This window comes from Aminobacter aganoensis (assembly GCF_014206975.1).
Taxonomy (GTDB): domain Bacteria; phylum Pseudomonadota; class Alphaproteobacteria; order Rhizobiales; family Rhizobiaceae; genus Aminobacter; species Aminobacter aganoensis.
On record NZ_JACHOU010000017.1, the window covers coordinates 1 to 14278 of the forward strand.

13 protein-coding genes are annotated in these 14278 nt (G+C 62.9%); 10 read left to right on the forward strand and 3 right to left on the reverse strand.

The features are described 5' to 3' along the window. The first annotated feature begins 340 nt into the window (after positions 1-340). Positions 341-1384: an acetylserotonin O-methyltransferase gene (locus GGR00_RS22635; protein WP_246441564.1), complete on the forward strand. Its 1044-nt coding sequence runs from the start codon at positions 341-343 to the stop codon at positions 1382-1384. Positions 1385-1459: 75 nt separating this feature from the next. On the opposite strand, the gene GGR00_RS22640 is transcribed toward GGR00_RS22635, so the two are convergent. Further along, on the reverse strand, positions 1460-2470 hold the full coding sequence (locus GGR00_RS22640; RefSeq protein ID WP_246441566.1) for an ankyrin repeat domain-containing protein: 1011 nt from the start codon (positions 2468-2470) through the stop codon (positions 1460-1462). Between the two features lie 501 nt (positions 2471-2971). Between GGR00_RS22640 and GGR00_RS22645 the strand changes: the two genes are divergently transcribed. The 9 genes from GGR00_RS22645 (at position 2972) to GGR00_RS22685 (ending at position 11968) form a co-directional block, all read left to right on the forward strand. Then, the gene (locus GGR00_RS22645) at positions 2972-4135 is read left to right on the forward strand and encodes a DUF930 domain-containing protein (protein ID WP_246441568.1); all 1164 of its coding nucleotides are present in this window, start codon (positions 2972-2974) and stop codon (positions 4133-4135) included. Positions 4136-4473: 338 nt separating this feature from the next. Next, entirely contained in the window at positions 4474-5544 is a 1071-nt protein-coding gene (locus GGR00_RS22650) for an extracellular solute-binding protein (RefSeq protein ID WP_184701283.1), read from the forward strand. Positions 5545-5637: 93 nt separating this feature from the next. Beyond that, positions 5638-6774: an ABC transporter ATP-binding protein gene (locus GGR00_RS22655; RefSeq protein ID WP_184701284.1), complete on the forward strand. Its 1137-nt coding sequence runs from the start codon at positions 5638-5640 to the stop codon at positions 6772-6774. A 6-nt stretch (positions 6775-6780) separates the two neighbouring features. Next, on the forward strand, positions 6781-7677 hold the full coding sequence (locus GGR00_RS22660) for an ABC transporter permease (RefSeq protein ID WP_055980137.1): 897 nt from the start codon (positions 6781-6783) through the stop codon (positions 7675-7677). A gap of 12 nt (positions 7678-7689) precedes the next feature. Further along, entirely contained in the window at positions 7690-8481 is a 792-nt protein-coding gene (locus GGR00_RS22665; RefSeq protein ID WP_184701286.1) for an ABC transporter permease, read from the forward strand. A gap of 60 nt (positions 8482-8541) precedes the next feature. Next, positions 8542-9276 carry an HpcH/HpaI aldolase family protein gene (locus tag GGR00_RS22670; RefSeq protein WP_184701288.1) on the forward strand — a complete coding sequence of 245 codons (735 nt, stop codon included), beginning with the start codon at positions 8542-8544 and terminating at the stop codon, positions 9274-9276. Positions 9277-9307: 31 nt separating this feature from the next. After that, complete coding sequence (locus GGR00_RS22675) at positions 9308-10132, forward strand: carbon-nitrogen hydrolase family protein (protein WP_184701290.1); 825 nt, start codon at positions 9308-9310, stop codon at positions 10130-10132. Positions 10133-10146: 14 nt separating this feature from the next. Then, positions 10147-10815 (forward strand): RraA family protein, encoded by a 669-nt coding sequence (locus GGR00_RS22680; protein ID WP_184701292.1) that lies wholly within the window; start codon positions 10147-10149, stop codon positions 10813-10815. 220 nt (positions 10816-11035) lie between these two features. Beyond that, positions 11036-11968 (forward strand): LysR family transcriptional regulator, encoded by a 933-nt coding sequence (locus GGR00_RS22685; RefSeq protein WP_082496691.1) that lies wholly within the window; start codon positions 11036-11038, stop codon positions 11966-11968. 65 nt (positions 11969-12033) lie between these two features. Here GGR00_RS22685 and GGR00_RS22690 read toward each other — a convergent pair whose 3' ends face one another. Beyond that, positions 12034-13164, reverse strand: a complete 1131-nt coding sequence (locus GGR00_RS22690) for a Gfo/Idh/MocA family protein (protein ID WP_184701293.1) — start codon at positions 13162-13164, stop codon at positions 12034-12036. Beyond that, positions 13161-14237: a Gfo/Idh/MocA family protein gene (locus GGR00_RS22695; protein WP_184701295.1), complete on the reverse strand. Its 1077-nt coding sequence runs from the start codon at positions 14235-14237 to the stop codon at positions 13161-13163. Before GGR00_RS22695 ends, GGR00_RS22690 begins: the two co-directional genes overlap by 4 nt. Positions 14238-14278: the final 41 nt, after the last annotated feature.

Genomic DNA, 14278 nt, shown 5'->3' on the forward strand with positions numbered 1-14278 from the left:
GTTTTGGTATCTGGCTGCCGGCTGACCGTCTGATTACAACCGCATCAGCCGCCCGCAAGGACCCCAGCGGCCGACGACGCGGGATAAGCCAAATCCAGCACCGCAACCAACCTTTCCTCAATCCCACGAGCTCGATCACGAGCGGCAAGCCCCGCTTCCCCGGCGATGGTAGCTCCTCGTCCTCACGGACCATAACCGGAAGGGCACAGGTTCAAATCCTGGCCCCAACCAAATGCAAATACGCCCGTCGCAGAAATGCGGCAGCCGGTTTTGCGTTCGGAAGATGCTGCAGATGACGGCGAGCTGCTCTCGGCGGCAGGTGAGGATAGTGCAGCCCCGGTTGAAACCGATCTTCCGAGGTGCTTCAAAGTTCATCCCGGATCGCGAAGGGGCAGGTGACATGGTGGATTCCAATCGGATCGACACGCTGTTCGCAGCGGTGCCTCCCGCCCTGGCGCTTCGCGCCGGGCTGGAACTCGGCATCTTCACCCGGCTTGCCGGCGGCGCGGAGACTGCTGACAGCCTTGGCGCTGCGCTCAAGGTCGAGCCCGATCGTCTGTCGCGGCTCCTCTATGCGCTCGCCAGCATCGGTCTCCTCGAAGTCGAGGATGGCCGGTTTCGCAACGGGGCCGAAGCGGCGGCCTTTCTCGACGCGTCCAAGCCGACCTATCGCGGCGGCGATCATGCGCTGCTGCGCGAGCTCTGGGGAGCCGACCTGTTGACCGCGGAGTCGCTGCGACAGAACCGACCGGCTGCGCTGCACGATTTTTCAGATGCGGGGCCCGAGGCCGCGGCGGCCTTCAGCCGAAAGCTCGCGCCGGGCGGGGTGATTTTCGGCCGGCACCTGGCCCGGGAGATAGACCTCTCGGCGATCGGGTCGGTGATCGACATCGGGGGCGGCCCGGGGACCATTCTCGTCGGCCTTCGCGAGCAGCGGCCGCAGATTGCGGCGACGCTGATGGAGCTGCCGACGGTCGCAGCGGTCGCGCCAGACATCCTGTCGGAATACGGTGTCGACGACGTGCTGGTCGAGGAGGGCGACATCACCGTCGCACCATCGGTCGGCCGGCACGATCTGGCAATCCTGAAGGCCGTCGTCCAGGTCCTGCCGCGGGACCAGGCGCGCATTTCGATCCTGAACGCGGCGCGTTGCCTCACACCAGGAGGCGAGATCGCAATCGCGGGGTGGGGTGTCGTCGATGACGACCGCCTTGGCCCGCCAGAGGGTGTCTTCCTGAACCTCACCTTCCTGAACCTTTATCGCCACGGCGAGGCGTACACCCGTCAGTATCGGGCGTGGATGACAGAGGCTGGGTTCCGGGACATCTCCAGGTCGCGCCTGGCGGACGGCACCACGCTGTTTCGTGGGCGCCTCCCGGGCTGATCGCGGCTTGTGCGCCAAAGCGGACATCGAACGATCGCCTGCCCGGCTGGGGACACGACGACATCGGGCCACGGTTCAGGGTAGCGGGATCGGCGTCTCACTCAGTGTCCGCAAATAGGCGATCAGGTTTGTTCGCTCAGTCTCGTCCGGAACGCCCGGCATCTCCATGTAGACGCCCGGCGTCGTGACCATGGGCTCAAGCAGAAACTTGTTCAGGTCCTCGTAGGTCCAGACGCCCTGCCATGCCAGCAGGGCTTCGGAGTAACGTCTGTTTGCCACGGATGCCTTGTCGCGGCCGACGACGTTCCACAAGGTCGGTCCCTCGTTGCTGCCTTCGTCGGGCTTGGCATTGTGGCAATAGGCACAATGTCTGGAGAAGGCGGTTCGGCCTTTCTCGACATCGGCGGTGGCCAACTTGTTCGAGATCGGGGCTGGCGTTGGCAAGACGACGCCGTGCGACAAGAGATAATCGGCAACTTCGCGTTGCGCCTTGAATTTTGCCAGATGGAGCGATGTCTTGCCGTCCTTCGTCTTCGCATTCACGTCGGCGCCGGCGCTGACCAGTGCCTTCACGCAGTCGAGACAACCGGACCTGACGGCGATGTGGAGCGCGGCTTCGCGGTTGCGATAGGCGTTTGGGTTCGCGCCTCCGTCCAGCAGGAGAGTGATCAAATCGACCCGGCGCTTCGCCAAGGCGGGCATGAGAGCAGGACCCAAAGCCGTCGGGGCGGCGTTGACGTCGGCGCCGCGGTCGATGAGCAGTCTTGCCACCGCAAGATGCCCGCCCCTGACCGCCAGGTAGAGCGGCGCCGCTTTCCCGTCGCTCTCATCAACGTCGGCGCCTGCGTCGAGTGCTGCCGCAACCGCCGCGACGTCGCCCTTCATGGCGGCTTCGTGGATGGACGCGGCGTGCGATACCAGGGGCTGGTGTGCAAGCACGAACAGAATGAAAAGAAGACCGCCACGCATTTCGGCAACTCCTGTGTCAACCAGAGGGCACGCTGCGAGGAGGGCAGAGTTTAGTGCGGATAGCTGGTCGCAACAAGGCGCGTGCGATCGTTTGCTGCTGCGCCGGACTGCGTACAAGGCAGCCCTGGCGCGACCAGCCGTGAATTCGTGCAGAGGGCATTTCGACTCCACGAGTCGAGAACGGCTGCTTCGGGTCGAGGCCCTCATGACCTTCGATGGAGGTTGATAGGGGAGCCGCTTGTCCTGACGCCGGTCCACTCATGGTGCCCCAAGCACGGCCGCAAACACCGCTGTCGCGTTCGGCCGGAATCTAGAACTGAGCGCCGCTGAGCGCCAACCGGGTCAAGCACCCGCCGACTGAAAAGGGCGCTGGAGTCGAATGGAGTTGGGGTTCTCGTTCGACTTTGCCTGAACGTGGCTCTGGCGATGCCGGGCAAGCGGGCAGGTGGCGCTGGTAAGGCTTCGCCATTCTCCGACGCCGCGCCGTCGCTGTGTTCACAGTTCGGACTGCTCCAGTCGGCCGACTGGTTCTTGGTCGTATGAGGAAGCAAGCTCGCCCCTTGACGGTCAAAGGCCGGCTCCAGCGGCTGTTTTGCACGACATCGACGATCATGCTTGATGCCGGCTCTGTTTCACTGCACATCGGTCAGCATGGAGGATGAAACAAGGAACCGACGGCGGGACTTGCTATGGGCTTTCCCCCCATCGCTGATCCTGCATGGCCTCCTCATTGCGATCCTGGTGGTCTACGGCCAGCCGAGGCTTTCTCAACAGCAGCAGGAGGAGGCGGTAAATGTCACCCTCGTGCCTCCGCCGGAACAGCCAAAGCCGAAACCTCCTCCTTCGCCGCCGTCAAAGGATCCCGATGCCGAAAAGCCTCCGGAATCGAAGTCGAAGCAACTGCCTGCGTCGGTGGAGGAACGACCCAGGCCGGCGCAAATCGAGGTCCTGAAACCTGTCTTCCGGTTCGGGGACAAGGACGCCGGCCCTGGCAAATCTCTGGAGGGGGGTGGCGTTCAAGACACCTCGTCGTCGCCGGCGAAGGGCGACAATTCGAAGCCCCCTTCCGAAGAGCGGCCGGATGCAGTCAACGACGCCGCGAAGCAGGCAGCCGCAACAAAGGATATCGAGTCCGCCGAAAGTAACGGGGCAGCCTCGAACCAGAACATTGGCAAACAGGCGATCGACAACCAAGAGGGCCCGATAGAGCGTGCTGACAAGCAACCAGCCCCGGCACCAGCGCCATTGGGTGCCGACGGCAACGACGGTGAGATAACGCTTCCCGCCTTGGCCCAGGCGCCACGGCCCAGGCCCGCGAATGCGCCGGAAGCCGGACTTGGGAAGATCCCGAAACCCGGAAAGGGCAGCGCCAGGGGGCCAAACTCCAAGAATGCGGGCGTTGCCACGTCGCAGCCCTATTCTGGACTGCCGGGTGTTCGGCGGCTTCGGTCGCAAGGCGCTACCGGCGATGCGTTGGCCACGACCTCGATGGCTGGCGTGCCTCGCGGCGAGCGGGCCGCCAAACTCTGCGCCAGCGCATTGCAGCAGCAATTGGTCGACGCTTCTTATTCCCCCGACCTGGTACCACTTGTTCCGCTCAAGCGAGGCAATGTCCTTGACGTCCCGGAGGCTGCTTTTCGCACGCGAACCGCATGGCACGGCTTGAGCTTCCGATGCGAGGTTGACACCGACGCGACGACAATCCTGTCCTTATCCTTTCGGGTCGGAGCCAGGATCCCGCGCGATCAATGGGCACGTCTAGGGCTCCCTGCAAACGACTAGCTGCTTGGCGAAGCGGACCCCGGTTCTGGCTATGAGGCGGTCCAGCGAATTTGGGAGAAGGAAATGGCTCCATGCGGTGATTGAGAACGCGCATCCAACTGGATGCTTTTGGTGCCATGACGAAATCGCGCGATCGTCCCGATCGAGGCATGACCTGCGGGAATGGTGCGCGCGTTTCGCCTGTCACGGGGCACTGCGCAATGCCGCAGAGGACTTGGCTGCCTGACCTCGAAAAGGAAAATCGAACACCCAGACAGAAATATCCGTTGGACCGAAAATTGCCCCGCTCCTAGCCTGACCAGAGAAGAAAAACAGTCAGAGCATCAGGGGAACGAAAAATGAAACTGTCACAACTCACCTCCTTCATGGCCGTTGCCGCGGCATCGATATCGCTCGGTAGCATCGCTGCGGCACAGGCTGCCGACATCACCGTCATGGGGTATCGCGGCGCCTTCCAGGACAATTATGAGAAGGCTGTCGTCCAGCCGTTCAACGAGGCCCACCCGGATATCAAGGTGACGTTTTTCGGCGTCCAGAATGCCGCCACGTCGCTCGGCAACATGCGTGCCCAGAAGGATGCGCCGCAGGCAAATGCCGTGATCTATGACCTGTCCGTCGCAAAGATTGCGTCGGAAGAGGGCCTCGTGGCCAATCTCGATACCGCGAAGATCACCAACTATGCCGATCTCGCGAATATCGGCAAGGAGCTTGGCGGCGCCGCTATTCCCCTGACTTACGACACGCTTTCGTTGATCTACAACCGCGACACCTACAACGGCAATCCGCCCACCAGTTGGGAGGCGCTGTGGGACCCCGCTCAAAAGGGCAAGGTGATCATTCCCGCACAGGGCGGCGGCGACATCCAGGCCATTCTGCTGACCATCATCGCCAACCGTCTTGCGGGCGAAGACGACTACAAGGTGTCGATCGAGCCTGGCGTCAAGAAACTGGTGGAACTTGCCCCTGCGGTGCAGACCTGGGAGCCGAAGCCCGACGCCTATACGTTGGTGGCCAACGGCACCGCGACCGTCTCGATCGGTTACAATGCGCGTTCGCAGTTCTTCCGCGACCAGACCGAGGGCCGCATGCAGTCGATCGGCCCCGTTGAGGGCACTGCATCGCAGATCAACGTGATCAGCGCGATTGCCAACGCTCCCGATCAGGATGCGACAGAGACCTTCATCAACTACGCGCTGAGCCCTGAGGTCCAGGCACGCTTTGCCAAGGCGATGTTCTATGCGCCGACAAATACCAAAGCCGAGGTGGATGAGGAGACGCGCAAACGCATTCCCTTGATGGACGCCGACCAGCAGAAGAAGCTGATCCCCGTCGACTGGATGAGCATCGGCGACATGCGCGACGACCTGCTGTCGCCCTGGCGGCGCCAGATCATCCCGGCAAGCCGCTAGCGCCCATGCCGGTACGGGCGTGGACGTCCATGCCCGTTCCGGCCGGTCCGCTGGTGCGGACTTCGTTGAAACAGATGAAACATAGGTAAGCTCATGCAAACGCTGGCCTCGCGCGAGGACGCGCGCCCGATCGCCATCCCGCAAGCCGAACCGCAACCAGACGCCGCTTTCCTGCGGCTGCGTGGGCTGACCAAGCGGTACGAGTCGGGCTTCATCGCGGTCGACAACCTCGATCTCGACCTGCCCAAAGGCAAGCTTCTCGGTCTTCTCGGACCCTCGGGCTGCGGCAAGACGACGACGCTTCGCATGATCGCCGGACTTGCCTCGGTCACCGATGGAGAAATCCTGATAGGCGGCGATGACGTTGCCCGGCGCGCACCGCACAAACGCGACATCGGTCTTGTCTTCCAGAGCTACGCGCTGTTCCCGCATATGACGGTTGCCGAAAACATTGCCTTCGGCCTCGATATGCGCGGCGTTTCAAGGCAAGAGGCACGTGCCCGCGTCGAGGAGGCGCTCGAAATGGTGCGCCTGCCGGGATATGGCAGCCGCAAGCCCAAGGAGATGTCGGGCGGCCAGCAGCAACGCGTGGCGCTTGCGCGCGCACTCGTCATCCGGCCACGCATCCTTCTCCTGGATGAACCCCTGTCCAACCTGGATGCCAAGCTGCGTGACGACATGCGCATCGAGATCCGGGAAATTCAGAAGCGCCTTTCGATCACCACTGTTTTCGTCACTCACGACCAGGTCGAGGCGCTCACCATGTGCGATGTCGTCGGCGTGATGGCGGGCGGAAGGCTTGCGCAGCTCGGCACCCCTTCGGAAATCTATGAAAAGCCTGCCTCGCTTTTCGTCGCAGAATTCGTCGGCCGCGCCAATGTCATCGATTGCGAGATTGTCGGTCGTGACCAGGCGCGCATCGGCGACCAGGTCTATCGCAGCGACACCAAGGGTCTGAGCGGCGGCAAGGCGAAAGCCGCCATCCGCCCGCATCGCATCAGCCTGACGCCCGATCGCGATCGTGCGCTGGTCAGCAATGCCACCAACAGCGCACGCGGACGCATCGCCCGGATCACTTATATCGGCGACATCGTGCAGTACGAGGTCGAAATCAACGGCGCCATGCTCAAGGTCGAGGTGCCCACCGCCAGCGCCGGCCACGGCTTTGGCGCTGACGACATGCTGCTTTGCGAATGGAAGCCGCAAGACATGCTGGTTTTCGGGAGCTAGGCCGTCATGAGCGCCATAACCCACATGCCAACCAGCATTGCGCCGCCGGCAACTGCGCCAAGACGGCGTTTCCCGCTGATCATCGTGCTTTTGCTCGTGCCGATGGCGGTGGTCAATCTCGCCGCTTTCGTGCTGCCGGTCCTGCGTCTCGGTCAGATATCGTTCCTCGAAAGCCGCTCGGGCGGTGTTCTGACGGACGTCTACACGTTCGGGAACTATCTCGACTTCTTCACCGACAGTTTCAATTTCGGGCTTGTCATCAATTCGCTCTGGATCAGCTTCACCGTTACGGTCGCCACTCTGATCTGCGCCTATCCGATCGCGCTGTTCCTGCACCGCGTCTCGCCGGTCTGGCGCAACACTCTGTTCGTGATCACCGTGTCGCCGCTTCTCGTCAGCAGCGTGGTGCGCACCTATGGCTGGATGGTGCTTCTCGGCGACCAGGGACTGATCAACGGCAGCCTGTTGTCGATGGGACTGATCTCCGAACCAGTCCGGCTGATCAACAATACGCTCGGCGTCTTCATCGGCCTGGTGGAAATTCTGATCCCCTACATGGCGCTGGCCTTGATCGCCGGTTTCGGAAAGCTGGACCAGAGCCTGGAAGAGGCAGCAGCCTCGCTCGGTGCCAATGCCTTCACCCGCTTCCGCCGCATCGTCTTTCCCCTGACCTTGCCGGGCGTCGCGCTGGGCTGCCTGCTTTGCTTCGTCCTGGCGATCAGCTCGTTCATCACGCCGAAACTTCTCGGTGGTGGGCGCGTCTTCCTGCTGGCGACCGAAATCTTCGATCAGGCGATCATCCAGCTCGAATGGCCAAGGGCCGCGGCCACGTCCGTCATCGTGCTGATCATCTTCGGCTTTGCGCTCGCGGTCTATTCGCGGGTCGTGCGCCGGTTCGATTGAGGGAGATTGAACATGATCGGCAAAATCAGCGTACCTTTCCGCATCGTCGTCATCTTCCTCTATCTGTTCCTGCTGGCGCCCATTCTCGTGGTCCTGCCGCTGTCGTTCAGCAATGACAGCTACCTGACCTTTCCGCCCGAGAGCTGGGGCGTGCGCTGGTATGTTGCGATGTTCCAGCACGCGGGACTGATCAACGCCTTCTGGCTCAGCCTGGGCATCGCATCGGTGGTGACCGCACTGTCACTCGCAGTGGGCATTCCCGCCGCCTATGCGATCGGCCGGCATGAATTCCGGGGCAAGGAGTTCGCGCTCAGCCTGTTCACGGCCCCGCTTCTCCTGCCGTCCATCGTCCTTGGCCTGGCAATACTGCTGGTCTTCGTGCAGGCAAGGCTGCTCGGCACCGTCACGGGCCTGATCATCGCCCACCTGATCGTGACCACGCCTTATGTGGTCCGGATCGTGATCACCTCGCTGTCGACGCTGCCGCCCTCGGTGGAAGAAGCGGCGACCATGCTCGGCGCCTCGCCTTTGACCGTGTTCCGGCGGATCACGCTGCCCCTGATGGCCCCGGGTATCGTGGCAAGTGCGGCCCTGTCGTTCCTGCTGTCGTTCGACGAGGTTGTGATCTCGCTCTTCATCACCGGTCCGCGACTGACCACACTGCCTGTCGAGATCTTCAACTATGTCGAAAGCCAGACCGATCCGATGACGGCCGCCATTTCGGTCGTTCTCGTCACGGCCACGCTTGTCATCATCATGCTCATCGAACGCACGCTCGGCCTGTCGAGGACCATCGGCAAGTAGCGCTCTCGTCCGCCGGCGGTTGCCGCCGGCGGGCAATCACCCCCCTAAGGAATGAAAGTTATGGACAATATCGCGCTCTGGATGTCGCAGCCGCACTATGGCTATCTCGAAATCGCGCGCACATGCGGGGTCAAGTCGCTGGTTCTGGAGCTCGAGCACGGCACGTTCGACCTTGCCTCGCTCGACCAGTTCCTCGCCTACACCAAGGCGATCGGCATGCCGACGCTGACCAAGATCATCGCGCCGAATGCCGAGTCGATCCAGCAGGCACTGGATTTCGGTTCGGATGGCGTCATCGTTCCGCACATACTCGGCGTCGAACATGCACGCGAGGTCACCAGGGCCGCGAAATATCCGCTGACCGGAACGCGGTCCTACGCGGGAGGCCGGGTCTTCGACTACGCGCGGCCTGCGTCGAACGCCTTCGAATCCGAAAACAGGCGCACCAAGTGCTTTGCGATGATCGAAACGGCGGAAAGCCTCGAAGACGTCGAAAAGATCATCGAGCTCGACACGGTCGATGGTCTTTTCCCGGGGCCGTCCGATCTCGCGCTCGCGCGCGGCCGCGGCGCCTATGCCTTCAACGATGCCGACCGTGCCGACCTGCAACGCGTAGCGGCGGCAGCACGCAGCGCAGGCAAGAGCTGGGTGATGCCGGCCTGGACGTCCGCCGAACGCCAGTTCGCGCTGGACGAAGGGGCCGAACTGCTCGTCGTCGCCACCCAGACCATGACGCTGCGCGCCGGCATCATGGCGACCATTCATACGCTCAGGGACGAGAGGATCGTCGCCTGAACATCCGACAATCCGAACAGGGAGAACTATCTTGAAAATCAGTCTCATTCAGACCAACCCGCAGAAGGATCGCGACGAAAACCTGCGCGTCATCGGTGACATGATGCTCGACGCCGTGAGAACCGACAGGCCCGACCTCATCATCCTGCCGGAGTATTTCGAATATTACGGTGGAAGCATCGAGGAGAAGCTCGCGGCTGCGGAAGCCGCGCCAGGCGGGGCGGCATACAGCATGGCCAGTGCCTTCGCCCGGGAACACGGCGTCTATGTGCATGCCGGAACGATCATGGAGAAGGTCGAGGGCGAGGACCGGATTTACAACACCAGCTTCGTCTTCGATCGCGAAGGCAAGCAGGCCGCTGCCTATCGCAAGATCCACATGTTCGACATCGTCGCGCCCGATGGCACGGCATACAAGGAGTCCGCTTCGGTGAAGCCGGGCGAGGACATCGTCACCTACGAGATCGACGGGCTGAAGGTCGGCTGCGCCATCTGCTACGATATCCGCTTCTTCGAACTCTTCCTGCAACTTGAAAAGGCCGGTTGCGACATCATCATCCTTCCCGCGGCGTTCACGCTGCAGACCGGCAAGGACCACTGGGAGGTGCTGGCGCGTGCGCGCGCCATCGAAACCCAGACCTATTTCGTCGCATGCGGCCAGACGGGTGCAACGGTGTTCGGCAATGAAAAGCGTCATTGCTGGGGTCACTCGCTGGTTTGCGACCCATGGGGCCACGTCGTCGCGAAGGCATCCGATGGGGTGGGCTTCGTCACCGCCCGTATCGATCCGGCGCAGGTCAAGCGTGCCCGCACTCTGATCCCGATGACCCAGCATCGCCGTCTCGCTTGCGCATAAGAAAGGCTTCACCGATGTACATTCTCAAGGATATGCCCGAGCAGGTGCCGCCGGCCGATCTCGATCTGCTTTCCAACGTCGAGACGGCGACCGTCGGTCACTGGCGGCTGTTCGGCTTCATGGACCGGGGCATACAGCCGCTTCTTCCGAAGCGGCGGGTCGTCGGCACGGCCGTGACGCTCGCCATCGCAGGCTCGGACTCGACGCTTCTTCATCACGCGACAGGGATGCTGCGCCCAGGCGACATCCTGGTGGTCGATCGGCTTGGCGACGACAAATATGCCTGTTGGGGCGGCGGGGTTACCGTTGCCGCGAAAGCGGCAGGTGCCGTTGCCGGCATTGTCGACGGGCCATGCACGGACCTGACCGAGATCGAGGATTCGGATTTTCCGATGTGGTCTCGCGGGCTTTCGCCGATCACCACGCGCCTCTATGACCTCGGTGGAGGGCTGAACATTCCGGTGTCATGCGGCGGTGCGGTGGTCATGCCTGGCGACGCCATCCTTGCCGACGAAAGTGGTGTGCTGGTCATCCCGCGCAACGAGGTACGGGCCGTTGCCGAAAAGGCGCTGGGGATGCAGGAAACCGGCAAGAAGCGCGAGGCGAGCGTGCGCGACAAGGTGCAGAAGCTCGGCGAGATGTCGGGAGCCAGCGCGAAAGTCCTTGCAAAGGCAGGCGCCTGACATTCCAGGGTTGCATTCGAAACCAATTGGCGGCCAAGCGCTCCGGTTTGGCCGCCAAAAATGGTGTTCGAGCGCGAATATCCAATGGCTTTGATTGCCTCGCCGCAGCCTGGCGCTAGAATGCGGACTTGACTGCGAAACGGCAGCCCGTGCTGTCTCAGATGCTTCGCCGAAATCAGCCGAGGTCGACAATGAGGGCATTCTGGAGCTTGCAGAGCCAGTGAACATCCGTTTCCTGGAGACCGTCATCTGGTTGGCAGAACTGAGAAATTTCCGCATTACCGCCGAGCGGATGAACATGACGCCGGCTGCCATCTCCAACCGCGTCTCGGCCATGGAGCAGGAGCTTGGATTCAAGATTTTCGAGCGGGATGCCCGCGACGTCAAACTGACCGAAGAGGGGGCTCACTTCGTTACCGGCGCTCGCGACATCGTCAGTCGGTACAACGCGCTCTTGCAGGATCTGGGACCGAAAGACGAACTCGAGGGTACGGTGCGGATCGGCGTATTGCCCAGCATGGCGCTGGTCGTGCTGCGCGGCATCATGGAAACGCTGCGCGAACGCTCCCCACGCCTCCGCGTTTCGGTTTCGACGGATTCCTCCTCCATCCTCCTGCAGCGTCTCGAGAACCGCGAACTTGATATCATCCTGGGATTTCCGGGGCCGAACATCTCGAAGATGAACGTGTCCGATCTTTGCGATCTCAGCATGTACTGGGTGTCGTCCCCCGCCTTGCTGGAAGGCGCGCCAAATCAGCCGATCGGCCGCGCCGACCTGCTGCGCTATCCGATCATTTCCTATGAGAGAGGAACCTACAATCACGGCAAGCTGCTCGACTATCTTGGGGGCCACGACGCCCAGAGTGCCGTCCTGCACTACTCCAACTCGCTGTCGACGACGATCAGCATGATCGCGAATGGGTTGGGCATTGCCGTGCTGCCGCCGATCGTCATCCAGAATGAGCTTCGCAGCGGTGTCTTGCGCGTGCTTAACGTGCAGCCGGCCTTTCCAGTCACGCGCTACAGCGTCGTCTATCTCGAAGCCGCATCGTCGCGGCTTTGCTCGCTGATCGCTTCCATTTCCCGGGACGTGGTGGGACATGTCTGCACACTGTATGATCGATCCCTGATCCAGCAGATCGAGGCGTACTGAGTCATGTGGCGCCAGCGGCTTGCCAGCGTGCGGTCGCTGGGTTGCCGAGACGGTGCGATGCCCGCTCAGCCGGCCGAACGCTGAGCCTCCGCGAGGCTGCGCACCGTGCCGGGCACCACGGGTATCCTCCGATGCGTCGAGGCAATCGCGGCAAACGTCAGCGCGAGGCTCTGCAGGTTTCCACGCGCCCCGTTCAACGGCTCGCGCCCGTCCTCGATCGCCGACAGAAGCTCGCCCATTGTGCCCGCAAAGCCGTCGTTGAACCAACCGCCCGAAAGCGCGGGCCGCGCCGTGCCGGAAGCGGTCGTCAGCTCCACGGCCTGGTTGCCGAGGTCCGGGCCGACGCTCGACAGGCTGCCCCCGGTGCCGGAGATGTAGGTCCGGTCCTGCGAGCCGAAAGGCGTTGCGCCGTCGAAGCAAAGCGAGGCCTGGCCGCCCGCGAATTCGACCAGCGCCTGGGCGAGCAGCGGAGGTCTTGCCTCCTGGCCGGTGGCGCGGGCGCGGGTGGCGTAAACCGATGTGGTGCCGTCGCCGATCAGGCTTGCCAGGAAGTCGAACCAGTGGACGCCGAAATCGTAGAGCACGAGGTCGTCGATCGCTTCGAACGGCGTGCCCTTGATCCAGCCGTGGTTCCAGTGGATCGAGACGTGGCAGGAGACGAGGTTGCCGATCTGGCCGGTGCGGACCGCCTCGCGCATCCAGGCGAGATGCGGCGCCCAGCGGCCGTTCTGGTTGACGGCGAGTTTTGCGCCCTTACGGTCGGCGAGGTCGGCGAGACGTTCGCCGGTGTCGAGATCGAGCACATAGGGCTTTTGCGACAGCACGTGCTTGCTCGCGAGCAGCGCCTTTTCGATCATGCCGGCGCGTTCGGCCGGGTGGGTGGTGATGTCCAAGACCTCGACGTCGTCGCGGGCGAGGACCTCGCCGAGGTCGTCGGTGATTGCTGCATCGGGGAAGAATTCGTCGCGGCGGTCGGCCGCCTTCGCCAGCGTGCGATTGCAAATGACGGCGACGTCGAAGCCGGCGTTGCGATAGGCGTCGAGATGGGCGAACGAAATGCCGCCGGCGCCGACGAGGGCGATGCGCGGGGCATAGGCTTTTGGACGCGGCGGGAGATAGGCGAGGTCAGGTGCTGCGACCAGCCGGGTCTCGGCGGACTTCAGCGCATAGGCGTCTTCGCTCGGCGTGTCGTTCATGGCAGCAGCTCGACAGTGCGCTTGAGCTCGGCGGAAAGGGCAGCACTGTCGGTGATCTGCTGGCCGATGCGCGACATCTCCGGAGAGAGCGGACCCGTGATAGGCACGCCCTTTGCCAGGCAATCCAGTACATATTCGACCGGGGCGCGGCGGCCGACGGGTAGGGCATCGACCGGGACCGGGTAGGCTTCGGGGTGGGCGCGGGTCTGCACCGTGACATGCGGTTCGTAGTCGTAGCTCGAAATCGTGCCGTCGGTGCCCAGGATGACGAAACCGCATTTGGGCTGCGGCTGCAGCGTCCAGGGATCGGTGAAGGTGCCCCAGCGCGTTTCGAATTTGGACAGGCCGCTTTTGTAGCGGCAGACGGTGATCGAATGCTGGTCGACCTCGATGCCAGGCGTCTGGTCGATGACGGAGGTGACTTCCAGCGGCTTCTCGCCGTTGCGGAACCAGGTCGCCAGCGTCACGCCATAACCGAGATAATCGCGCAGGCTGCCGCCGCCCGAGGCCTTCTTGTACCACCAGGACGTGGGTTTTGCCGCCTCGACCTGTTCCGGCGTCACTTCGACCTTGTCGGCGAGGTGGTAGAGCGGGCCGCGGTTGCCATCGTAATAGTGGACCTCGATGACCTCGCCGATGGCGCCTTCGTCGATCAGGCGTTTCGCCGTGTTGTGGCTCGGGTACCAGGCGAGAGGCCAGTTGATCGCCATCTGGCGGCCGGTCGGCTTCATCGCCGCGATCATGCGGTCGGCGTCGGCGAGCGAGGATGCGAAGGGCTTCTCGACCAGCACATGCACCTTGTGGCGGGCGACACGCTCGACATGGTCGGCATGCTCGGCGGTCGCGGCGCAGATGATCGCCAGGTCCGGCCTTGTCGCTTCGATACAGACGTCCAGATCGGTGAAGACGCGGTCCGCGGGAATGGAAAAATTGGCGATCGCCGCGGCCATGCGCTCGGGGTTGCTGTCATGGATGCCGGCGATCTCGGCATCGGGATGCTGGTGCACCTCGCGCAACAGGTCGCCCATGTGCATGTGGTCGAAATTGATGCCGGCAACGCGCCATCTGGCCATTTTTCCCTCCCTGTTTTCTGCGGTCTTCTCCGAGACCTGAC

Coding starts and splice junctions, on each gene's coding strand:
- GGR00_RS22645 (WP_246441568.1), top strand. CDS start 2,972: ATGCCGGCTCTGTTTCACTGCACATCGGTCAGCATGGAGGATGAAACA.
- GGR00_RS22650 (WP_184701283.1), top strand. CDS start 4,474: ATGAAACTGTCACAACTCACCTCCTTCATGGCCGTTGCCGCGGCATCG.
- GGR00_RS22655 (WP_184701284.1), top strand. CDS start 5,638: ATGCAAACGCTGGCCTCGCGCGAGGACGCGCGCCCGATCGCCATCCCG.
- GGR00_RS22660 (WP_055980137.1), top strand. CDS start 6,781: ATGAGCGCCATAACCCACATGCCAACCAGCATTGCGCCGCCGGCAACT.
- GGR00_RS22665 (WP_184701286.1), top strand. CDS start 7,690: ATGATCGGCAAAATCAGCGTACCTTTCCGCATCGTCGTCATCTTCCTC.
- GGR00_RS22670 (WP_184701288.1), top strand. CDS start 8,542: ATGGACAATATCGCGCTCTGGATGTCGCAGCCGCACTATGGCTATCTC.
- GGR00_RS22680 (WP_184701292.1), top strand. CDS start 10,147: ATGTACATTCTCAAGGATATGCCCGAGCAGGTGCCGCCGGCCGATCTC.
- GGR00_RS22690 (WP_184701293.1), bottom strand. CDS start 13,164: ATGAACGACACGCCGAGCGAAGACGCCTATGCGCTGAAGTCCGCCGAG.
- GGR00_RS22695 (WP_184701295.1), bottom strand. CDS start 14,237: ATGGCCAGATGGCGCGTTGCCGGCATCAATTTCGACCACATGCACATG.